The organism is Paraburkholderia bryophila (genome assembly GCF_003269035.1).
Lineage (GTDB): Bacteria > Pseudomonadota > Gammaproteobacteria > Burkholderiales > Burkholderiaceae > Paraburkholderia > Paraburkholderia bryophila.
Window position 1 is genome coordinate 57,870 of record NZ_QLTK01000015.1, and the last position, 22,916, is coordinate 80,785.

Annotated in this window: 17 protein-coding genes and 1 pseudogene; 14 read left to right on the forward strand and 4 right to left on the reverse strand. The window is 64.5% G+C overall.

Features of this window, described 5'->3' with window-relative positions; all coding sequences use genetic code 11:
• Position 1 precedes the first annotated feature (1 nt).
• Genes bcsB through BX591_RS21130 form a run of 3 tightly spaced genes read left to right on the forward strand, consistent with a single transcriptional unit; the run spans position 2 to position 8,554 of the window.
• Positions 2-2,602, forward strand: coding sequence for a cellulose biosynthesis cyclic di-GMP-binding regulatory protein BcsB (gene bcsB / locus BX591_RS21120; protein WP_111933258.1), 2,601 nt, complete (start codon positions 2-4; stop codon positions 2,600-2,602).
• A gap of 16 nt (positions 2,603-2,618) precedes the next feature.
• Complete coding sequence (gene bcsZ, locus BX591_RS21125; protein ID WP_111933259.1) at positions 2,619-3,800, forward strand: cellulose synthase complex periplasmic endoglucanase BcsZ; 1,182 nt, start codon at positions 2,619-2,621, stop codon at positions 3,798-3,800.
• Positions 3,791-8,554 (forward strand): cellulose synthase subunit BcsC-related outer membrane protein, encoded by a 4,764-nt coding sequence (locus tag BX591_RS21130; RefSeq protein WP_111933260.1) that lies wholly within the window; start codon positions 3,791-3,793, stop codon positions 8,552-8,554. The genes bcsZ and BX591_RS21130 overlap by 10 nt, the downstream gene beginning before the upstream one ends.
• A gap of 97 nt (positions 8,555-8,651) precedes the next feature.
• Here BX591_RS21130 and BX591_RS21135 read toward each other — a convergent pair whose 3' ends face one another.
• Positions 8,652-9,884 (reverse strand): DUF2252 domain-containing protein, encoded by a 1,233-nt coding sequence (locus BX591_RS21135; protein ID WP_111933261.1) that lies wholly within the window; start codon positions 9,882-9,884, stop codon positions 8,652-8,654.
• A gap of 210 nt (positions 9,885-10,094) precedes the next feature.
• On the opposite strand from BX591_RS21135, the gene BX591_RS21140 reads away from it, so the two are divergent.
• Positions 10,095-11,021, forward strand: coding sequence for a DUF72 domain-containing protein (locus BX591_RS21140; protein WP_111933342.1), 927 nt, complete (start codon positions 10,095-10,097; stop codon positions 11,019-11,021).
• 158 nt (positions 11,022-11,179) lie between these two features.
• Positions 11,180-12,112: a LysR family transcriptional regulator gene (locus tag BX591_RS21145; protein ID WP_111933262.1), complete on the forward strand. Its 933-nt coding sequence runs from the start codon at positions 11,180-11,182 to the stop codon at positions 12,110-12,112.
• Between the two features lie 53 nt (positions 12,113-12,165).
• Here the strand turns inward: BX591_RS21145 and BX591_RS21150 are convergent, their stop codons facing one another.
• Positions 12,166-12,837, reverse strand: a complete 672-nt coding sequence (locus BX591_RS21150) for a peroxiredoxin-like family protein (protein ID WP_111933263.1) — start codon at positions 12,835-12,837, stop codon at positions 12,166-12,168.
• A 366-nt stretch (positions 12,838-13,203) separates the two neighbouring features.
• On the opposite strand from BX591_RS21150, the gene BX591_RS21155 reads away from it, so the two are divergent.
• The gene (locus BX591_RS21155; protein WP_111933264.1) at positions 13,204-13,971 is read left to right on the forward strand and encodes an SDR family NAD(P)-dependent oxidoreductase; all 768 of its coding nucleotides are present in this window, start codon (positions 13,204-13,206) and stop codon (positions 13,969-13,971) included.
• Positions 13,972-14,080: 109 nt separating this feature from the next.
• On the forward strand, positions 14,081-14,467 hold the full coding sequence (locus BX591_RS21160; protein ID WP_111933265.1) for an ArsR/SmtB family transcription factor: 387 nt from the start codon (positions 14,081-14,083) through the stop codon (positions 14,465-14,467).
• Between the two features lie 28 nt (positions 14,468-14,495).
• Here the strand turns inward: BX591_RS21160 and BX591_RS21165 are convergent, their stop codons facing one another.
• Positions 14,496-14,930: a winged helix-turn-helix transcriptional regulator gene (locus BX591_RS21165; RefSeq protein WP_111933266.1), complete on the reverse strand. Its 435-nt coding sequence runs from the start codon at positions 14,928-14,930 to the stop codon at positions 14,496-14,498.
• A 105-nt stretch (positions 14,931-15,035) separates the two neighbouring features.
• Between BX591_RS21165 and BX591_RS21170 the strand changes: the two genes are divergently transcribed.
• The 3 genes and pseudogenes from BX591_RS21170 to BX591_RS21180 form a co-directional block, all read left to right on the forward strand.
• Positions 15,036-15,809, forward strand: coding sequence for an SDR family oxidoreductase (locus BX591_RS21170; protein WP_111933267.1), 774 nt, complete (start codon positions 15,036-15,038; stop codon positions 15,807-15,809).
• 63 nt (positions 15,810-15,872) lie between these two features.
• Positions 15,873-16,292, forward strand: a complete 420-nt coding sequence (locus BX591_RS21175; protein WP_111933268.1) for an alpha/beta fold hydrolase — start codon at positions 15,873-15,875, stop codon at positions 16,290-16,292.
• 333 nt (positions 16,293-16,625) lie between these two features.
• Positions 16,626-16,964: pseudogene (locus BX591_RS21180) on the forward strand (LysR substrate-binding domain-containing protein); the annotation flags it as partial.
• A 38-nt stretch (positions 16,965-17,002) separates the two neighbouring features.
• Here the strand turns inward: BX591_RS21180 and BX591_RS21185 are convergent.
• Positions 17,003-17,671, reverse strand: a complete 669-nt coding sequence (locus tag BX591_RS21185; RefSeq protein WP_244147081.1) for a TetR/AcrR family transcriptional regulator — start codon at positions 17,669-17,671, stop codon at positions 17,003-17,005.
• Between the two features lie 192 nt (positions 17,672-17,863).
• On the opposite strand from BX591_RS21185, the gene BX591_RS21190 reads away from it, so the two are divergent.
• From BX591_RS21190 to BX591_RS21205, 4 genes are all read left to right on the forward strand, one after another.
• A complete protein-coding gene (locus tag BX591_RS21190) occupies positions 17,864-19,324 on the forward strand; it encodes an amidase (protein WP_111933343.1) in 1,461 nt (486 codons plus the stop codon).
• Between the two features lie 208 nt (positions 19,325-19,532).
• Positions 19,533-20,135, forward strand: a complete 603-nt coding sequence (locus tag BX591_RS21195) for an HD domain-containing protein (RefSeq protein ID WP_111933270.1) — start codon at positions 19,533-19,535, stop codon at positions 20,133-20,135.
• A 26-nt stretch (positions 20,136-20,161) separates the two neighbouring features.
• Complete coding sequence (locus BX591_RS21200; protein ID WP_111933271.1) at positions 20,162-20,941, forward strand: hypothetical protein; 780 nt, start codon at positions 20,162-20,164, stop codon at positions 20,939-20,941.
• A 45-nt stretch (positions 20,942-20,986) separates the two neighbouring features.
• On the forward strand, positions 20,987-22,891 hold the full coding sequence (locus tag BX591_RS21205) for an alpha/beta hydrolase family protein (protein WP_111933272.1): 1,905 nt from the start codon (positions 20,987-20,989) through the stop codon (positions 22,889-22,891).
• Positions 22,892-22,916: the final 25 nt, after the last annotated feature.

The window sequence follows — 22,916 nt, forward strand, 5'->3', positions numbered from 1 at the left end:
TATGCGCAACCGGATGGCGAAGGCACACAACGAACGCTCGCGCGACGAGCGCGGTGGAATGGGACCGGCAGCGCGCCGCTTCGCAGGTCCCGGCTCGCAACGGCTGATGCGCGGGCTCGCCTGCTGGCTCGCATTGCAGACCGCCCTGGCGGCGCCGCTCGTGTCGGTCGCCGAGGCGGCTGAAGCCGTCGCGGCAACGGCGAGCCCCGCAGCGGACTTAACCCAGACACGCCAGACACGCGCGGCAGCGGGTGAGCAAAGCGCACCGGGCGCACCAGGCGCCCCGGCCACGCCCGTCGCCACCGGCGTGGGCAGCGTGCCCGCGCCGAGCCCTGCCGTGCCGTACGATCCGAACACGCTCGCCCAAGCCGCGTTGGCGACGCCGACGCCCGCGCTCGCCGCGTCGTCGGTGAAGGCGTTGGGCATCAAGACGCCGACCACCGCCGAACCCGGCACGCTGGTGCCGGGCGGCCGGCGTCAGACGCTGACCTTCGCCGATCTCGGCGCGCTCGATCCGCTGCAACTGCGCGGCACCGACGGCCAGAACGGCGTGGCGTTCTCGGTGCGCGGCGACGAAGTGGTGACCGGTGCAGTGCTGCACCTCGTCTACAGCTACTCGCCCGCGCTGCTGCCGAACATCTCGCAACTGAAAGTGCTGGTGAACGGCGAAGTCGCCGCGACCCTGCCGGTGCCGCATGAACAGTCCGGCATGCTGGTGGCGCGCGACGTGTCGATCGATCCGCGCTTCATCACCGAGTTCAATCACCTGAACGTGCAGTTGATCGGCCATTACACGACGAGCTGCGAGGACCCGGCGAACTCGTCGCTGTGGGCCACCGTCAGCAACGCGAGTTCGCTCGATCTGACCTACGCGTCGCTCGCCAGCAAGCCGGATCTGGCGGCGCTGCCGCAGCCGTTTTTCGACCGTCGCGACGTGCGCCGGCTCGAACTGCCGTTCGTGTTTCCGCAAAAACCGGGCGCGGCGACGCTCGAAGCGGGCGGCATCGTCGCCTCATGGTTCGGTGCGCTGGCCGGTTATCGCGGCGCGGTGTTTCCGGCGCAACTGGACAACGCGCCGTTGTCGGGCAACGCGGTGGTGTTCGCCACCTCCGACCAGCGCCCGGCCGGCATCGAGATTCCGGCGATCTCCGGTCCGACCATCGCGGTAGTGGATCGCGAAGCGCCGGCGCGCGGCAAGCTGCTGCTCGTGCTCGGGCGCACCGAAGCCGAACTGAAGACCGCCGCGAAGGCGCTCGGCATCGGCCAGAACACGTTGACGGGTGCGAGCGCAACCATCACGCAGTTGAACGAACTCGGGCCGCGCGCGCCGTACGACGCGCCGAACTGGTTGCCGACTCACCGCGCGGTGCGCTTCGGCGAACTCGCCGACGCGCGCGATCTGACCGTGTCCGGCTACGACGCCGACGCGGTGCGCGTGAATCTGCGCGTGCCGCCCGATCTGTTCATGTGGCACACCAAGGGCGCGCCGATCGATCTGCGCTACCGCTACACGGTGCGCCCGCATGTCGACCGGTCGTCGTTGAACGTGAGCGTGAACAACGGCTTCGTGCAGGCCCTGCCGATTCCGGCCGAGTCCGCTTCCGTGTTCGAGCTGAGTCATTACTTCGCGCGCGTGTTGCCGGACCGGACCGCCGAGGCGCGCCGCACCGTCTACATTCCGCCGCTGCTGCTGACGCCGCGCGCGCAGGTGCGCCTGCACTTCTACTACGACATTCCCGATACCGGCGAATGCCACGGCCGTCTGCTCGACAACGTGGTCGGCGCGATCGATCCGAATTCGACGATCGACCTGTCGTCGTTCCCGCATTACATGGCACTGCCCGATCTGGCCGCGTTCGCCAATAGCGGCTTTCCGTTCACGCGCATGGCGGATCTCTCCGAGACCGCCGCGATCCTGCCGAACGACGCCGATTCGAGCGACTACAGCCTGTTTCTGCTGACCATGGGCCGGATGGGCGCGTCGACCGGATATCCGGTGAACGGCGTGAGCGTCGGCACCGCGGACGACGTCGATAAATACGCCAACAAGGACCTGCTGGTGTTCGGCGCACCGGGTAAGCAGCCGCTGCTGCAACGCTGGGCCAAATCGATGCCGTTCTCGAGCGACGGCGATTCGCGCACCTTCCAGCTCTCCGACATCGTCTTCAAACTCGAGGACTGGTGGCATGGCGAGCGCGGTGTCGAACGCACGCCGGCGCGCGCCGACCTGACGCTGGTGAGTTCGAACGGGGACGCGCTGCTGACCGGTTTCGAGTCGCCGCTGCAGAAGAACCGCAGCGCGGTCGCGCTGGTGAGCACCGCGGGCCAGTCGGACGCCGATCTCTCGGCGGCGCTGCTCGATGCCGACGTGCTGCCGGAAATTCAAGGGGCGATGGCCGTGATTCACGGCCGCACCGTGACCATTACGTCGAACGGCGAAGCGTATTACATCGGCCATCTGTCGCCGCAGGAGTATCTGCGCTGGGCGCTGTCGTCGCATCCGCTGCTGTTGATGCTGGGCGGCGTGCTCGCCGCGCTGATCATCGCGGGCCTGTTCTACCGGACGCTGCGCTCGGTCGCCGCGCGCCGCCTGAAGGACTGAGGACTGAGGACTGTTTATGCAGGTTCGAATCAACCGGAAGGCATGGCTCGCCTTGACGCTCGGCTTCGCCGCGTCGGCGAGTTTCGCCAGTGTCGTGAAGGTGGCGCAGGTGAATCCCGCGTCGGGCGCATGCGGTGAGTGGACCGGCTACCGGCGCTTCGTCGAACGTTTCGTGCAGGCCGACGGCCGCGTGATCGACTATTCGACGCCGACCCAGCAAACCACCTCCGAAGGTCAGTCGTACGGTCTGTTCTTCGCGCTGGTCGCGAACGACCGCGCGACCTTCGACCGGCTGCTCGCGTGGACCCGCACCCACCTCGCGGACAATCAGTTCGACGCGCAAAACATGCGGCTGCCGTCGTGGCAATGGGGCAGGAAAGCAGACGGCTCGTACGGCGTGCTCGATCCGAATTCCGCCTCAGACTCCGATCTGTGGATCGCCTACGACCTGCTGCAAGCCGGCCGTCTGTGGAACGACCCCGCCTACACGCAACTCGGCCAGGCGCTGGCCACGCAGATCGCGCGTCAGGAAATGACCAGCTTGCCGGGCGTCGGCCCGATGCTGCTGCCGGGGCCCCAAGGCTTCAAGGCAGGCGGCGTGACGCGTCTGAATCCGAGCTATCTGCCCTTGCCGGTACTGCGGGCGCTCGCCCATGAACAGCCGGGCGGTCCGTGGGCCAAGCTCGCCGAGAGCGCCTACCGGCTGATCAAAACCACCGCGCCGCAGGGCTTCGCACCCGACTGGGCCGCGTGGCAAAACGGCCAGTTCGTGGTCGATCCGAAAAGCGGCGACACCGGCAGCTATGACGCGATCCGCGTCTATCTGTGGGCGGGTCTCACGTCGGCCGCCGATCCGCTCGCCAAACCCTGGCTCGCGGCGCTCGGCGGCATGCGCGCGAAGGTCGCGCAAACCGGCATTCCGCCCGAGAAGGTCTCGTCGACCAGCGGCGCGGCCAGCGGCGAAGGTCCGCTCAGTTACTGGGCGGCGCTCGCGCCGTATTTCAAGGCGCTCGGCGACGAACGCGGCCTCGGCCTCGCGCGCACCCATCTCGCCGCGCTCGACGCCAACGTGCCCGGCCGCGAGCCGGTTTACTACGATCGTGTGCTGGGTTTGTTCGGCACGGGGTTTATCGACGGCCGCTATCGCTTCGACGAAGCCGGCCGTCTCGTGCCAAGCTGGAGAAACGCATGCGATTGAGCGCCCTCGCGTTGTCATTGCGCTTCGCGCTGAGCGTCACGGCGGTCTGCTACGTGGCGACCGCCGCGCCCGACGTCCTCGCGCAGGCGTCGAAAGATCCGCTTAACGTGCTGATCGATCAGGGCAAATACTGGCAGTCGCATCAGCGCGGCGACCTCGCCGAGCAGGCCTGGCTGAAGGTGCTGCGGCTCGACCCGAAGCAGCCCGACGCGCTCTACGGCATGGGCATGGTGCTCGCCGACCGCAAGGACGGCGCGGGTGCCCAGCAATATCTGGCGCGACTGAAAGCGGTCGCGCCGAACTACCCGAATCTGGATGAACTCGGTCGCCGTCTCGGCGAATCGAGCCTGCGCGACCAGACCGTGAACGACGCGCGGCGGCTCGCGCAAAGCGGCCAGAGCGCGAGCGCGGTCGAGCAATATCAGCGCGCGCTGAACGGCAAGCCCGCCACGCCCGAATTGCAGCTCGAGTATTACCAGGCGCTGTCGGCCACGCCGCAAGGCTGGGACCAGGCGCGCCGCGGCCTCGAACAGCTCGCGCGCGACAACCCCGACGACCCGCGCTACGCCCTCGCCTACGCGCAGCATCTGACCTATCGCGACGTCACGCGGCGCGACGGGATCGCGCGTCTGCAAAAACTGTCGGCCGACAGCACGGTCGGCGCGTCGGCGAAAAAGAGTTGGCGTCAGGCGTTGTTGTGGCTCGACGCGCGTCCCTCCGATTCCGCGCTGTACGAGTCGTATCTGCAAAGCGCCGGCGACGACGCCGCGGTCAAGGCGCGCTTCGATTCGATGGTGCAGCAGGACAAGGCGGCGCGCGACCGCTCGCAGGAAAACGCCGCGACAGATGCACGCGGGCGCACCGTCGCCGACGGTTTCGCCGCGCTCGACAAGGACGACATCGCGACCGCGCGATCCAGGTTTTCCTCGGTGCTCGCCAACAGCCCGAACGACACCGACGCGCTCGGCGGCATGGGGATCGCCGCGCTGAAACAGGAGCGCTTCGCCGAGGCGCGCAATTATCTGGAACGCGCGTCGCGCAACGGCAATCCGGCGCGCTGGAAAACCGCGCTCGACAGCGCGACTTACTGGACCTACACCAGCGACGCCATCGGCGCGCGCAGCAACGGCGAATTCGCCAAGGCGAAGTCGCTGTTCGAACGCGCGATCGCGCTGAATCCGTCCGACGTCACCGCGCAGGTGCTGCTCGGCGAAATGCTGCTCGCCAACAACGACCCGGTCGGCGCGGAACAGGCGTACCGGATGGCGCTGCGCCGCCAGGCCGACAATCCCGATGCGGTGCGCGGACTGGTCGGCGCGCTCGCCGCGCAGGGCCGCGGCGACGAGGCGCTGCAGTTCGCCAATCAGTTGAACGCCGAACAGCAAACCAAGGCCGGCGGCATCAACCGTCTGCGCGGCGAGGCGCAAGCCGCTCAGGCGCGCGCCGCCGAAGCGCGCGGCGACCTCGGCAGCGCCCGCAGCCTGTTCGAAGACGCGCTGCTGAACACGCCCGACGACCCGTGGCTGCGCCTCGACCTCGCGCGCATTTACGTGCGCCAGGGCGCGGTCGCGAACGCCCGCAGCATGATGGACGGCCTGCTGGCCGCGCATCCCGACATGACCGACGCGCTCTATGCGAGCGCGTTGCTGTCGGCGGAAACGCAGGACTGGTCGGCGGGTCTCGCGCAACTGGAGCGCATTCCGGCCGCCCAGCGCACCGACGCGATGACGACCTTGCAGCATCGCCTGTGGGTACACCAACAGGCCGATCTCGCGACGCGCATGGCGCGCAACGGCCAGAACCAGCAGGCACTCGCCACGCTGCATGCGGCCGAACCGGTCGCCGGCAACAACCCCGAACTGATCGGCGTGATCGCCGCCGGGTATCAGCAGGCCGGCGACCCGAACCGCGCGCTGGGTCTGGTGCGCAGCGCGATGAATGCGGCGCCCGGCAACACCGATCTGCTGCTGCAATACGCGGGCATTCTGTCGGCCACGCAACAGGAAAGCGAACTCGGCATGGTGATGCGCCGGCTCGCCGCGATGCAGTTGACGCCGCAGCAACGCACCGATTTCGGCAATCTCAATCTGGGCATCGTCATCAAGCAATGCGACGCGGTGCGGCAACGCGGCGATCTGGCCAGCGCCTACGACGTGATCGCGCCGTGGCTCGCGGCCATGCCGGACAACCCCGATCTGCAGGCGGCGCTCGGGCGTCTTTATTCGAGCGCCGGCGACGACCGCAACGCGCTCGCCAGCTATCGCGTCGCGCTGCAACGCAAGCCCGACGACCTGAACCTGTTGCAGGCGACGATTCCCGCTGCGGTCGGCGCGAAGCAGTTCAGCTACGCCGAAACGCTGGCGAATCAGGCATTGCGCGCCGCGCCCGGCGATCCGGGCGTGCTCGCCACCGTCGGCCGCATGTATCGCGCGGAAGGCAAGCTGTCGCTCGCGTCGACGTATCTGCAGCGCTCGCTGGTCGCCGCCAACACGCCGCTGATGGCCAACGCGCCGCGCACCCCGGCGAGCAACGTGCCGCGCGGCTGGGAAGTGGCCATGCGCCGGATCGGCGCGACGCCGCTGCCCGGCACCAATCCGTTCGAAGGCAAAAGCGCTACCGTCACACCGTCCGACGCCGACAATGCCGTGCTGGGCGGCGGCAATTACACCGCCGCGCGCGCCGCGCTTCCGTACTCGCAGTCCTCCTTGCCGACACAGACCGTGCCGAACTATCCGCCGCCCACGCAGCCCGCACCGTATGTCGCGCCTTATTCGGCGCCCGCGCAACCTTATGCGCCGAACGGCGCGCCCGCTGCCTTGCCGTACAACACGCCCCGCCCCGCCGTGAATTCGGGCGGCTACGGGCAGGACACTTATGGGTCGAGCCAGTCGGGCGCGCCGTTGCAGCCTTACCCGGGGCAAGGGCAACAACCGATGCAGGCACCGCAGCAGTCGTATAACGCGGGCTACGCGCAGCAGCAGCCGTATAACTCCGGTTATCCCCAGCAGGCGCAATACGGCGCGCCGGACGGTTACGCCGCCACGCCGTGGCCGATGTCGCCGGCCGCGCGCGAAGCGCAGGCCAACGCCGGTTCGATGCAAGCGCAACCGTATGCGTCTTATGGCGCAAACGCGAAACGGTCGACCTCGACCGCCAGAAAGCAGACTGCGTCGAAGAGCAAACGCAGCGCGCAGACCTACGCGCAAGCGCCTTATGGACAACCACAGCAAGGCTATCCGCAGCAACAGGGGTATTACGCCCAGCCGCCGTATCCGCAGCAACAACAGGGTTACGCGCAGCAGCCTTACCAACCGTATCCGCCGCAGCAGCAAGGCTATGGCCAGCAGCCGTATCAACCGGTGCCGCCGCAGGCTTATCCGAATCAGGGCTATTACGCGCAACAGCAGCCTTACATTCCGCAGCCGCCCAGCGGCTACGCGCAGGCGTATTACCCGCAGCAACCGGGTGCGAACGGTAATGGTGGCAACGGCGCGAACTACGCACCGTCGAATGTCGCCAACACGCAAACGCTCGGCGTCGCGGAAGAACTGGCGCAGGTCAATCGCGAGCAATCGAGCAGCGTGACGGGCGGGATCGTGTTCCGCAACCGCACCGGCGAGGACGGCCTGTCCACCCTCACCGATATCGAAGCGCCGGTCCAGGGGCGCATCAAGGCGGGCAACGGACACATCGTCATCACGGCCACCCCGGTGACGCTCGATGCGGGCACCGCCGCCGGCACCACGTCGACGCTGGCGCGTTTCGGCGCCGGCCTGTCCAACCCGCAGTCCGCGATCGCGGCGGTGGCCGGCAACAATACGTACGGCAGCCAGACCGCGAACGGTGTGGGCCTGTCGCTCGGTTACGAGGGCCGCAGCATCAGCGCCGATATCGGCGTGACGCCGCTCGGCTTCCCCGAGAAAAACATCGTGGGCGGCGTGCAGTACAACGGCGCGATCACCGACAAGGTGAGCTACTCGCTCGCCGTCGCCCGGCGCGCGGTGACCGACAGCCTGCTCTCCTATGCCGGCGCGCGCGATTCGGGCTCCGGCCTCGAATGGGGCGGCGTCACCTCCAATGGCGGCCTCGGCAGCCTCGCTTGGGACGACGGCACGAGCGGCCTGTACGTGAACGCTTCGTACCAGCACTACATGGGCTACCACGTCGCGAGCAACAACGCGGTCAAGGGCGGCGGCGGCGTTTATACGCGTCTGCTGAAAGACGCCGATCAGACGCTCACGGTCGGCGTGAACACCACGCTGATGACCTATAACAACAACCTGTCGTACTTCACGTATGGCCAGGGCGGTTACTTCAGTCCGCAGCAGTACATGATCCTGAATCTACCGGTCGAATGGATGGGCCGTAACGGCGCGTTCACGTACGACGTGAAGGGTTCGATCGGCGTGCAGCATTACCGGCAGGATGCGTCGAACTACTTCCCGCTGAACGACGGCTCCAATCGTCAAACCAACGCGGCGGGACAGGCCAATTCGCTCGGCGGCGGCCTCGACGGCAACGCGGTTTATCCTGGCCAGAGCAAGACCGGTGTGTCGTATTCGCTGAGCGCTGTCGGCGAATATCAGCTCGCGCCGCAACTGGCATTCGGCGCCACGGCGTCGCTCGGCAATGCGTACGAATACCGCGAATGGCTCGCGGCGGTTTATGTGCGCTACAGCTTCAGCAAGCAGACCGGCTTGCAGCCATTCCCGCCGACGCCGCTCAGTTCGCCGTATCTGTCGTTGTCGAACTGACGTGGGAGTTTGCGGTTTTTGCGGGTTGCGGCGATGGTGGCTGTTTCGGACCACTGTCGCCGTTGCCGTTGCCGTTGCAGGCTGCCGGGATGCTCTGTCAGTCGTCCCGGCGTTCGGTCGCGTAGCGGCGGCAATGCTCCAGGTAGCCGGCCGCATGGCTGCTCACCAGTTCCACGATGCTGGTCCACAGCCAGCCCGGTGCGTCGAGCGTCTTCGAGCGATTGCGGCGCAGTTCGGTGAGCCATGCCTTGCGCTCGCCGCTATCCATCTGCCGCGCATGCGCCTTGCCTACCACCAGCGCGAGAAAGCGTGCCGCTTTCATGGCTTCGTCGCGGGTCAGTTGTTCGATCGTCAGTTTCATGTCCTGCGGTAGCAGCTCACGGATCACGACCGCGCGGTCCGCGAGGCGTGCCGCCCGCATCCGCTCGCCCAGCGACGGCGACAGATGCCGCGCGCCCTCCACCACCCGCTCGGCGTTGTCGCGCGGCATCCGCACGCGCGGATAACGCGGCGCCGCCGCCTGCGCGGCCTCCTTGATATCGATCAGGCACAGATCGTCGCCCTCCAGCGCGGCGCCGTCGATATCGAGCAGCACCGCGTAGCGCAATCGGCCCAGCGAGCTGCAGCCCTTGACCCAGTACGCGGCGTCGAGCACTTCCACGTCGGCTTCGTCGCCGGCGCCGCGCAGCACGGTGGCCAGTCGCGCCAGCGTGCCCTTTTCGAACAACGCGTCGATCTCGCGCCGCTCGCTTTTCGCCAGCGGCCAGAAGCGCGGCCCGAGCGGAATGGTCGGCTCGATATCCTCGATCCGTTCTTCCGCCAGATGACGCCACGACCGGCGCACCGCTTCCCTCATCACCACGCGCACCGCCTCGGGCTTTTCGGCGTGGATGTCGGCGTCGCCCGCGGCTTCGTCGAAGGCGCGCTCGTAGCCGTCGGCAAGCGCTTCCATCATGCGCACCGTCGTCACGCCCGGCAGGTCGGAACCGCGCGCGGCGGTAGCCAGTGAGAGGCCGAGACGAATCAGGTCATGCGCCGGATTGCCGATCACGGTCTGGTCGAGATCGCGAATCTGGATTTCGACGCGCCCTTGCGCGTCGGCCACCGGCCCGAGGTTGCCGGTGTGGCAATCGCCGCAGATCCAGATCGCCGGGCCTTCGGGCAAGGTATGGCTCTCCATGCCTTCGAGCCATTCGTAAAACTTGCTGGTGTTGCCGCGTACGTACGCGTGCGCGGAGCGCGCCATCCTGGCGTTGCGGCGTGTGATCAGCAGCGCCTGGCGGGCGTCGGCTTTCGGTAGTTTGGCGCGTGTGGGGGTTTTCTTCGGCATGGTAGGGTCCGCGTTTATTGATGTTCGAATTCAGCGTGCTGTCCAGTTGCACCTTGCGCTCATTGGCGCGCGCGAACAAGTAGCGGGAGCAGGAATCGGGCCTGACGGGCGGCAACGGAGCAACCGGGTTTGCGCCGTGAGGTTGTGGCCTACAATGATCTGGGCCGCGCGGCCGTCGGCGCGGGCGGCGCAATTCACACGGCTTCGCTTATGGACATCCAATGCGGCACCGCTGGCTGGACCGACAAGACGCTGATCGCCTGCAAGCGCTTCTATCCGCGCGGCAGCAGTAGCGCTGAAGCGCGGCTGCGCTTTTATGCGTCGCAATTCCCGCTGGTCGAAGTCGATTCGGCTTACTACGCCATGCCGTCGGCGAGCAATGCGCAGCTCTGGACCGAGCGCACACCCGAGGGCTTCACCTTCAACTTCAAGGCGTTCCGCCTGTTCACCGGGCATCAGACCTCGCCCGATGCACTGCCCAAGGACATCGCGATGGCGCTGCCGGCAGGTATCACCGGTCCGCGCAAAAAGAACGTGTACTACCGCGACATGCCCGCCGAGATCCTCGACGAATTGTGGCGCCGCTATCTGGAAGCACTCGAACCGCTGCGCGTCAGCGGCCGCCTTGGCGCCGTGCTGTTCCAGTTCGCGCCGTGGATCACGCGCGCGCCGGATGGCCTCGCGCTCGTCGACGAATGCCGCACGCGCATGGCGGACTATCTGATGGCCGCCGAGTTTCGCAATCAGTCGTGGTTCGACGACCAGCATGCGCCGTGGTCGCTCGATTTTCTGCGTGAACGCAGCCTCGTGCACGTGATCGTCGACGCGCCGCCGGACGTGACGAACCGCGTGCATACCGTGTGGGAAGCGACGAATCCCCAGCTTGCGATGGTGCGTTTGCACGGCCGCAACACCCAGACATGGAGCGCGACAGGCGCGGCGAGTGCGGCGGATCGCTTCGATTACGATTACGACGACGACGAGTTGCGCGAGCTGGCGGCGCCGATTCGCGCGATCGCGACGAAGGCCGGGCGAACGCATGTCATTTTCAATAACTGCTTCGAGGACCAGGGGCAGCGGAATGCGCGAACGCTGGTGCGACTTCTGGGAGACAGCGCAGCCGTTCCGGTTGCCTGATCAGACCATGAATACGCGCGACGCTCGATGCGAGGTCGCGATCCTTGCCGCCTGTGTATTACCCCGATTCTGTCGCGGAAAGTGATCCCGGAAGACGGCAAATGCCGATGCTCGGTAGACTGTGCGTTTGGATCACACAAGTTGCGGGAGAAGGCAGCATGGACCGCATGACGGCGATGGAAACTTTCGTAACCGTGGTGGACGCGGGCTCGTTCTCCGGCGCCGCCCGGCGCTTGAAGTTGGGACAGCCGGCGGTCTCCAAGTCTATTGCTCAGCTGGAAGAACATCTAGGTGCCCGGCTCCTGCTGCGTTCAACGAGGGGCCTCACGCCAACCGATGCGGGTCAGCGATTCTACGAGCATGCACGACGCGCGATCGATGAGGCGGATCAGGCAGAACAGGTGGTACGGGAAACCTCGGATGGGCTCTCGGGGCGCTTGCGGATCAGTGCCGCCGTCACGTTCGCGCGGCTGCATGTTCTGCCCGCGCTGAAAGTCTTCCTCGACCAGCATCCGAAACTAAGCGTCGATATCATTCTCGACGACCGCTCTATCGATCTGCTCGAACAGGGCGTCGACGTGGCGCTGCGCATGGGCGCGCTCGACGACTCGGCGATGACCGCCAGGCGCATCCTGCGCGGACGTCGGCTGGTGATCGGAACACCGCGCTATTTTGCGGAAGCCGGCATTCCGACGACGCCGGCCGAACTGAGCCGCCACCAGGCAGTCGTCTATTCGCTGCGAGGCGGCGGCGAGTCCTGGTCGTTTAGCAGCAGTGACGGCAGCGAGGTCGCCGTGACCGTTTCGGGCCGCGTCGCCGTGAGTGCCGCCGAGGGCGTGCGCACAGCCGTGCTCGGACACATGGGCCTCGCCGTCGCGTCGGAATGGATGTTCTCCCCCGAGCTCGCCGACGGAACTGTCCAAGCCGTCCTCACCCAGTGGACGCTGCCACCGATCGACGTGTGGGCGGTCTTCCCGTCCGGACGCATGGCGACGTCGAAGGCGCGCGCGTTCGTCGCTTTCGTCGAGCAGCTGTTTGGCAAGCACAGTGACAATACGCAGGTCGACCCGGCATCCGCGTTTGCCGATTGAGCCGCTGCGCCGTACGGTAAGACAACACAATCCGGAGGCGGGCCAATTCCCCTCTACACCTTCGCGATAGCCTTCTCGAGCACCGCAAACATGTCGGCCGGATCGGGTCTGAACGTATAGTCAGGATGGACTTCCGAGTACAGCACGATACCGTCTTGCCCGATGACGTACCGCGCAGGCATGGGCAGAGTCCAGCTGGGATCGTCGTTGAAGGCCGGCAGGTCGTTTCTTAGCCGCCGGTACAGATCGACGAGGTAGTCAGGCAGCGGGAAGCGCAGGCCAAATGCCGCGCCGGTCTCGCCGTTGACGTCGCTCAACACCGGGAACGCCAGCTTGTTCTCGCGCACCGCCTTGCGGCTGTTAACCGGCGTCTGCGGCGAGATCGCGACCACGTTCGCCCCATAGGCGCGGATCTGCGGCAGCACGTCGTTGATCGCCTGAAGCTCCATGTTGCAATACGGGCACCATATGCCCCGATAGAACGTCACGACAAGGGCGCCTTGCGCGAGCAGGTCGACCGACGAGACCTCGCGTTCACTTTGGTTCTTTAGCGTGAACTGCGGGGCACGGTCGCCTGCCTTGATCGCGCGGGCTGCCTGGCCGCTTGCGATCAGTTCGGCGGTCGCGCGCTCCATGATCGGGTGGATGTCCGGCGGTGCGTAATACGGCGGCTTGCCGGCCTTGAATTCGAGTTTGAATGCATCGAGTCTGTCCTGCAGTGCCATCGCGAATCCCCTTGAGTGGTGAGGTCGTTTGGGCCGTTACGCCTGGCCGCTCACGATAGCCAGGATCATCAACGGAAGACATCCCGCGTCGATATCAGTTATTCCGGGCGGGCATGTTTCGCGTGGCGCACCTTCACCCTTTTGCCCATCGCGGCAATACCCGGCATTGCAATCGGCTTCCGATCCGCAAAGGCGTATCGCGCCAGGAATAGAAGCTATTCCTCGCCGGTGACTACCGGGTATCGCGACGCAAGCGGACGATACGCATCAACCAGTGCATGCGTGCATTGGCGCACATGCAGAAGTCCGCGAGTCCCTGCGACCAGGCATGTGAGCAGACTCATCAAACTCACTATCAAGGTAATCATGACTCAAGCTCTGAAAGGCAAACTTGCACTCGTGACGGGCGCTTCTCGTGGCATCGGGGCCGCCATCGCGGCCCGTCTGGCACGGGACGGTGCATCGGTCATCGTCCACTATGCGTCGAGTCCGGAGCGCGCCACGAACGTGGTCCAGGCGATTCGCGATGCGGGTGGCGAAGCCGAGGCAGTCGGCGCGAATCTGTCGAACCCCGAAGGTGTGGCCGCCTTGATCGGTTCGTTGAATGGCGTTTTCGGCGGCAAGTTCGAAGGCCGGCTCGACATCCTCGTGAACAACGCGGGCACCGTCGAATACGGACTCTTCATCGAGTCGTCGGACACGTCGTATGACACGCACTTCAATCTGAATGTGCGTGCACCGATCGAACTGGCGAAGGATGCGGCAAAGCGCATGATCAAGACGGGCTGGGGGCGCATCATTAATGTCGGCTCCGCTTTCGGTGAAGCAGCGCCGCTGCCTGGCGTGACGCTTTACATCGCGTCGAAGTTCGCCCTTCGCGGCTTCACCCGAGGTCTTTCGCGCGAGCTCGGCAAGCACGGCGTGACCGTCAACGCGGTCCAGCCTGGCCCGATCGACACCGAACTGGCGCCCCAGCCTGGCACGGAGGCCCACGCCACGATGACCAAACTCGCCAGCGTCGGCCGCTTCGGTAAAACGGAGGAAATTGCGGCAGCAGTAGCGTACCTGGCGAGCCCCGAAGCAGGCTACACGACGGGTGAAAGTCTGACGGTCGACGGTGGGTGGATCGCCTAGTCGCCGGAACCTTCGCCGGGCGTCGATTCGACGCCCGGCGGGGAGCCTTGATTACTTTTTCGCCGCGCACGCTAAGGCGGCGCAAACGACCTTCGACACCTGATCACCCATGCAAACGGACGAAGACGCCAAAATGCTCGCTTTGAGCGTAATTGCACACCGGTCGCGATTGGCCATCTTCCGGATGCTCGTTGCCGTGGGGTCGCGCGGTATGCCGGCCGGCGAGATTTCTGCGCGGCTGGGAATGGTTCGGTCCAGCCTGTCTTTCCATCTCAAGGACATGTTGCAAGCGAATCTTGTATCGGCCCGCCGGGAGGGGACCTTTATCTTCTATTCCGCGGTCCTGGATACGGTCCATGGAGTCATCGACTTTTTGACGGAGCATTGCCTCGCGTGTCCGACCGGCGTTTTTCCTCCAGGTGAAAAAGCGGCGATATCACGGGTGCGGATGAGCGGTTCTGCGGAGGGAGCGGTCACCAATGAGGTGTCCCGTTAGATGGCGGTTTTGAGTCGACTATGGAACGTCATTGCGCTGGTCGGTCGTCAAACTCTCTACGCGCCTTGTCGACCTCATCAAGATTATTCGCCGCCCAGACCCACACGCCACAAAACGCGGCGCCCAAAGTTATGCCCAGATCCGTGAGCTTGTACTCGACCTTCGGTGGCACGACAGGATACACAGTGCGCGTCACGAGGCCATCGCGCTCCATTGCGCGCAGGGTCTGCGTAAGCATCTTCTGACTGATGCCTTCGACGAGCTCGCTGAGGCGGCTGAAGCGGAGCGGTGACCTCTCGGTCAGAACGTCGAGAATCAACATGGTCCATTTGTCGGCAACGCGGCCGATGAGATCCCTCACGAGGGATGCGATCCGCGGATCCAGATCGACCGGTGGCGTGAGACTCGCGTAGTACTGCGCCGCCGCAATCTGTTCCTTCGTGAATTCCGGAACCCGCTTCATATGCACACTCTCCGCTTGGTAAGTATCTAACTTTCAAGTGCCTTCTTCCCTTTGGATAGTATGCCCTTCAAACTACGCTCGTGTTCACCAGACGAGAGCGATCAAATGAAAATGACCGGAAGGACCGTGTTGATTACGGGTGGAACAAGCGGGATTGGCCTGGAACTGGCCAAACAGCTAATTGCGCGCGGCAATACCGTGGTAGTGACAGGTCGTCACCCCGACAGGCTGCAAGCCGCCGTAAGGAGCGTGCCCGGGCTTCACGCTCTCGCTAGCGACGTAAGCGATCCCGCCAGTATCGAATCCTTGTATGAAACAGTGTCGGGCCGGTTTCCGTCCCTGGATACGCTCGTGAACAACGCGGGAGCGATGCGCAACATCAAATTGAATCAGTCGTGGCGATTGAACGATCTGACCGCCGAGATCGATGGCAATCTGAAGGGACCGATGTGGATGGCTCAGACATTCCTTCCCTTGCTCCGCCGTCAGACGCGCGCGTTGATCGTGAACGTATCGTCGGGTCTGGCGTTTATCCCGTTCCCCGCCGCTCCGGTGTATAGCGCGTCTAAAGCCGCGCTTCATGCCTATACGCAGTGTCTGAGGGCGCAACTGGAAGGCACGTCCGTATCGATAGTCGAGCTTGCTCCTCCGGGCACCGAGACGCCGCTGTTCCGGCGCGAGTTCGCCGAGGAAATGAAGAGCGAGAAAGGTATGGACGTGGATGTGCTCGTAAAACGCGCCATTGCAGGAATCGAGGCCGGGAAGCTGGAGATCCGTCCAGGGGTAAGCAATCTGCTGAAAATTGCCAGCCGTGTGGCGCCCCACTTCATGTTCCGGCAGATGGTGAAACTCGGCCGTACGGAACCCTCCGGATCCTAGAGGCCATTTTTCCATCGATCGCGCTCTTCACGGGCGATCCGCTCAATTCCACGAGAAGCGGTGATGACAGCAGAAAAGTCCGCAGCAACATCAGTAGCAACCGGGCGAATTGCGTCATCTGACGGCACATCGATCGGATATGAATCATTCGGCGAAGGTCCTGGCATCGTTCTTGTGCAGGGCGCGATGGGAACCGCACGGAATTATCATCAGCTTGCCACCTCGCTGTCGGACCGATTCACGGTGTACGTGCCGGATCGACGCGGCCGTGGATTGAGTCCTCGACCATATGACGTGCGGCATTCAATTGAACGCGATGTCGAGGACGTTGACGGTCTTCTCAAACACACCGGTGCAACATATCTTTTTGGATTGAGTTCCGGCGCGATGATCGTCCTCGAAAGCCTGCGGCGCAAGCTGCCGATTGACCGGGCAGCTGTCTATGAGCCACCGTTCTATCCGGACGGAATCGACGAGTCTTGAGAACGGCTCGTATCCGATGGCGCATTCCGCTCCGACCCGCTGAGTGAGCGTGACGGATCCACTTTCGGACAATCGACGTCCGCATGGCCCTTCTGGATGGGTCGTACATGAATGTGCACCTCACCTGGCGCCCTTCAGACGCGGAGCGATTCTCGGATAGATATCCAGCCAATATTCGTGATCGACAGAAAAAAACCCTACTGCCAGCGCCTCCTTCCCGTAAGCAATTCAACGCCTGTGACCCCTTTTCTCCGAGGAGCCCGTGGACGTTTTCATGTCGACCTCGTTTGATGTTCGGAAGGTCTTGATGAGTGCAGATGCGGCGCAACCGTACCGGAGGATTTGCTCGAGCACGACTGCGTCAATTTCAAACGCGCGGCGGCCCGCTGGCCGCTTCGCAAAGACGGCGTCGATTATTCGTGGACGCTCGAAGGCAGCGTGGAGACCGACAATGGCGACACTCAGGGTCAACTCGCCACGGAAGGCATCGGTATAGCGCGCGTATGCGCCGAGACGGTGGACCACCAGATCAAAGCCGGCCAACCGGTACCGCTTTTGGAAGCGTTTAACCCAGGCGACGGCGAGGATATTCATGCCGTGTTCGTCGGCGGGGCGCATATTCCGGCACGCGTGCGCTGCTTCGTCGACTACCTGGTCGAGCGGTTCGAATAACGCGCCGACTCTTTCGCCCGTTAAAGACTCACCTCTATTTATTTCCTGGTCGGCTTTCGCTTCGCTTGTTTCGTTTGTGCGGTTTGTCGCACGACGATCGCCTCGACAATCCGCCGCGCCCGAACTCCGATCTCCGCGACCGACCTGTTCTGCGCCACAACCTGCGCGCCCTCGAGCACGATCATGATCTCGTCCGCGGTCTCTTCCGGCAATGCGAGCCCGGCCGCCTCACACAGTCCGGCAAGCCGCGTCCACTGACGCGCCTTGTGTTCCTCGATCAGTTGCCGTGCCGGATGCTCACGGTCCGGCAACTCCGCAATCGAGTTGATGAACGGGCAACCGCGATGTGACCACGCCGCCACTTCGTCGGCGGTGAAGGTGGCCCAGCCGAGAATCTGCGCGCGCGGATCGCCGGCATGCGCCGCTTCGATACGATCGAACGCGGCCCAATAGTGGCCGGTGACCTGACGCAACCATTCGACGATCAGCGCGTCTTTCGACTGAAAGTGACGATAGAGCGCCATCTTCGTGGTGCTCGCGCGTGCGGCGATCGCTTCGACGCCGGTGGCGCGAATTCCCTCGCTGTAGAAAAGCTCGGCGGCGGCGGCAAGCACGCGCTCGCGCGGTGGCTCCTGCTTTGCCGCGCCGGAAGACTTCGCTGTCGTGCCGCGTTTGCCGGCGAGCCTGGCCGATGCTTTGACAGGCAATTTCCCCGCTGCTCTCGCTGCCGATTTCGCCGAAGCGCTCACACCCTTTTCACTACCGTGAATTTTCTTCATATCGCCTTGACAGTGATACCACTCGGTATCAGTATACCAGCCCACAAAGATACCGACCGGTATCTCAACACGATGGCAGCGCGCGCCGAGCCTGTTGCCATCCCCAGGGAGCATTCCATGATGAAACTGTCGGAGTACGTCAACTACGACGCTGTCGGTTTGGGCCATCTTGTCGGTCGCGGCGAAGTCAGTCCGCAAGAACTCGCCGATGCGGCTCTTCGCGCTTGCCAGGCGGTGAATCCGCACATCAACGCAGTGATCGAAACATGGCAGCCGGAACTCGCGGACGTTGCGCCGGCGCTGGCGCGTCGGTCGCCTCTCGCAGGCGTGCCGTTCCTGATCAAGGACGTCGGCGTGACCATGGCCGGCAGGAAGCTCGAATTCGGCAGCCGCCTGTCTTCAGGCTTCACGCCGGCAGCGGATTCGATGCTGATGCAGCGCTTTCGCGGCGCCGGCCTCGTCACGCTAGGACGCACGACGATTCCCGAGTTCGCGTGGAGCGGCACGACGGAATCCGCGCTGTGTGGGGCGACGCGCAACCCGTGGCATCTCGGGCACGGCGCCGGCGGCTCCAGCGGTGGCGCGGCGGCAGCGGTCGCGGCGGGCATCGTGCCGCTCGCTCATGCAACCGACGCAGCCGGGTCGATCCGCATTCCATCGGCCAGTTCCGGCGCGTTCGGCCTGAAGCCGACGCGTGGCCGCGTCTCAAACGGTCCGGCGTTGGACGAAGCGATCAACGGACTTGCGGTGCAGCTCGGTATCAGTCGCTCGGTGCGTGATAGCGCGGCCTTGCTCGACGCCGTGCAGGGCGCAGCCGGTGGAGAGGCGTTCGCGATTGCGCCGCCCACGTCGCGGTATCTGGATCAGGTCGGCACCGCGCCGGGCAGCTTGCGAATCGGCGTGCTGGCGCAAGCGTGGGGCGGCCGGCGTACGCAGCCCGTGGTCCTCGAACGTCTCGCGGCGGCGGCACGACTCTGCGCGTCGCTGGATCATGAGGTCGAGGAAGCGGAGATGCCGCTGGGCGTCAGCTGGGAAGCGTTTGTTCATGCAAGCTCGGTGCTGTGGGCCGTCAACATCGCGGCGTGGATCGACGACATGGCGGCGGTGACCGGTCGCACGATCAATGCGACGACCCTCGAACCGCAAACACTCGCGGTGTATCGAACGGGACGTGAAATCAGCGGGCTCGACATCATCCGCGCGCTCGATCTGCGCAATACCGTCACCCGTAGCGTGGCAGCGTTTTTCTCCCGCTACGATATGCTGCTGACACCGACCTTGCCTGACCTTGCGCCGCGTATCGGCACCTATGCACGCGGCGCGGAGACCCTGAACGGGCACGAATGGACTGACCGCGTGTTCGGCAGTTCGCCGTTCACCCCGGTATTCAACGCGGCCGGATTGCCTGCCATGTCGGTGCCGCTCTTTAACGACGACGCGAGCGGTCTGCCGATCGGCATGCAATTCGTCGCGTCCGCAGGTCGGGAAGATCTGCTCTTCCGTGTGGCAGGGCAACTCGAAGCGAGTTTGCCGTGGGCGGGCCGCACGCCGGGCGTGTGGGCAGGGTCGACAAACATCTGACGAAGCGGGGATTCAGGCAGTCGGCGACGCGCTGGAAGGATGCGCCGTCCCGTGGCGACGGATCTCGACTTTGCTAACATTCTTCAATCGTTGTCGCTACGTGGTTCGCTCGCGAGAAGACGTTAGACGCGAGCGCTTACCCGAATCCCAACATCCCACGAAGAAGACCGGTAAGCTCTCCCCATCCCCACCCATCAACGCGCCATCCATGACTCCCCTGCCCACTGACCAGATCGCACAACAGCTTGCCTTCCTCGTGGAACTGGACAAGCTGAAGTCGATTCTGCGGCAATCACCGCTGATCGATCGGAGCCGAAAAGAAAACTCGGCCGAGCATTCCTGGCACCTGAGCATGTTTGCGCTCATCCTCTCAGGGCATGCGAAAGAAAACGTCGACACGCTCCACGTCGTCAAACTTCTGCTTGTTCACGACGTGGTCGAGATCGACGCCGGCGATCATCCGATCCATGCTTCCACCGGCCAGGCTGCGCAAATCGCAGAGGATGAACAACATGCCGCCGAGCGCATCTTTGGCCTGCTACCCGAACCCCAGGGCCGCGAGCTGCTCGAACTCTGGCGCGAGTTCGAGGCCGCGCAGACACCCGAGGCGATTTTTGCAAAAGCTTTGGATCGATTGCAGCCCCTGTTGATCAATACGCTGTCTAACGGCGGAACATGGACAGAGAACGGGGTCACGCAGCAGCAGGTCATGGAAAGATACGGCCCCGTGATCGCGCGCGGCTCGCCTGCCCTGTGGGAAGTGGCAAGCGAGCGCGTCGGCGAATTTTTTGCCGCGCGTGGCAGCAGCTAACTGAACTGTGACACGAGGAGACTTCAATGGCTGGTCAAGACAGGTTGCATCCGCTACGTCCGCTACTGAAGAACTGGATCTGGGAGCATGGCCGGATCGGCACTCGCTATCTGGACTTCGCCGACGGCGAGATCAAGTTCGACGAAGGCAAGAAATCGCACTTCGCGTCTGAGGAATACATTTACGTGCCGCTCGACAGGCAGGCCGCCGACGATCCCGCCGCGCATGGACCCGCGATCCAGGAAGCGGGACTGGCGCGATTCCTGAGAGCCGCGCAATTGGGCAAGCCGGAGGAAGCCGGCTCCGCGGCCGAGGTCTCGCGCGCGGTGGAAGACTGCCTCGAACTCGGCCTGTTCTCCGCTTATCAGAGCCCCGCTCGCGAAGCGCTTGCGCGATACGCGCAGGAGGCCATGTTCGACGACGAAATCCGCGCGGCGGTGGTCGACGATATAAGGCGGCTCTACAGCGACGCACGCGAGCAACTGGCGCTATACGATTTCAGCGTGCTTTACGGGCTGCCCACGCCGCTGCTGATCAGCGACACCCCCTTCATCGACTGGCGCGTGCGCGCCACCCCCGCCTTACCGTTCGTGTCGCTGCCGCTTGGACCTTACTGCCTGCTGGTGGGCGCCGCGTCGGGCAGAAAAAGCCGCGCCGCGCCGGTGGTCTGGAAAGCCGTCTCCGCAATGGGTCCGCTGAAGGACCACAACCGCCAGATCACGGAGCACGCGCGCTTGTGGCTCGTGGCCACCACCGACGATCAACTCATTGCGTGCAAAGCCGCTTTGCCACGACTGGCGACATAACGTCGCCGCTCGTGTTCAAATGCACTTTTATTCACGGAGGCGGGCATGGTCGCAGAAGGTCACGATAACGTTAAGGGCCACGACGGCACGGTCAGGCAGTACCCGGTGCGCGATTTTTTCCGCCGCCCCGACCAGCATGCGTTCGTCATTGCCCCCGACGGACGGCACCTGTCGTTTCTCGCCAAGCGCTCCGGCCGCGAGAACATCTTCGTGCAGGAAATCGATGCCGACGGCGCGCCCGTGGGCGAACCGCGCGCCTTGACCAATGAAACCGAACGTGACGTGCCCGGCCACTCATGGAAGGGCAACGACCAGATTCTGTTCGTCAAGGACTTCGGCGGCGACGAGAACTTCCACGTGCTGTCGGTGCCGATCGACGGCGGCGAGCCGCGTGACCTGACGCCGTTCGACGGCGTGCGCGCCGGCATCGTCGACGATCTGCGCGAAGACGATCGCCACGTGCTGATCCAGATGAATCGTCGCGACCCACAGGTCTTCGACGTCTTTCGCGCCGACGTCAGGACCGGCGAGCTGACGCAGATCGCCGAAAACCCCGGCAATATCATGGGCTGGATGACGGACCACGAGGGGCGCTTGCGCGTCGCGATCGCGTCGGACGGTGTGAACCAGACCCTGCTCTACCGCGACGTCGAGACCGAGCCTTTCCGTGCCGTCGTCACGACCGACTTCCGCGAAACCCTCTCACCGGTGTTTTTCACGTTCGACAACAAAGCGCTCTACGTCATGTCGAATCGCGGCCGCGACAAGGTCGCCATTTTCGAGTTCGATCCGCAAACCGGCCAGGAAGGCGCCTTGCTATTCGAGACCGGGCAGGTCGATGTGAGCGGCCTCACGTATTCGGAACATCGCCGCGTGCTGGTCGCGGCGTCCTACGTGGACGACCGCGCTCATCGTCATTTCTTCGACGACTGGGCGCGCGACGTGATCGCCGATCTCGAACGGCAGTTGCCGGGTCAGGAAGTCGGCATCGCCAGCCTGACGCGCGATGAGTCGCGCGCGATCGTGCATGCCGCGAGCGACCGCTCGGCCGGTTCGACCTGGCTCTATGACGTCGAACGCCGGCATCTCGTCAAGCTGGCGGACCTGAAACCCTGGCTCGATCCGGCCGATATGGTGCCGATGTCGCCGATTCATTTCACCTCGCGCGACGGCTTGCAAATCAACGGCTATCTGACCTTGCCGGCGGGATACGAGCTTGGGCAACCCATCGCCAGGCCCTTGCCGCTGATCGTCAATCCGCACGGCGGTCCGTGGGCGAGAGACACGTGGGGTTTCAACGTCGAAGCGCAACTGCTGGCGAATCGCGGCTATGCGGTCGTGCAACTCAATTTCCGCGGTTCGGTCGGCTATGGCCGCGCCTTCTGGGAAGCGAGCTTCGGGCAATGGGGCCGCACGATGCAGAACGATATCGACGACGGGGTCGACTGGCTCGTGGCCCAAGGGATCGTCGATCCGGCGCGTGTGGGTATTTACGGGGCGAGTTATGGCGGTTACGCGACGCTGGCGGGCGTGGCGTTCACGCCGGATCGCTACGCGGCGGCCGTCGATTACGTCGGCGTATCGAACCTGTTCACGTTGCTCGAATCGCTGCCGCCGTACTGGAAGCCGATGATCGACATGATGTACGAGATGATCGGCGATCCGCGCACCGAAGCAGGCAAGCAGGCATTGCACGACGCGTCGCCGCTGTTCTTCGCGGACCGCATCGTGACGCCGCTGCTGGTCGCGCAAGGCGCGAACGATCCGCGCGTCAAACAGGCCGAGAGCGATCAGATCGTCGAAGCTTTGCGTGCGCGCGGTGTGGACGTCAAGTACATGCTCAAGGAAAACGAAGGGCACGGCTTCCATAACGAAGAGAACCAGTACGAGTTCTATGAAGTCATGGAGGCGTTTCTGGCCGAGCATCTCGGTGGGGTGTCGAAGCGGTGAGGCGGTAGCGGCCCGTCGAAGGCGG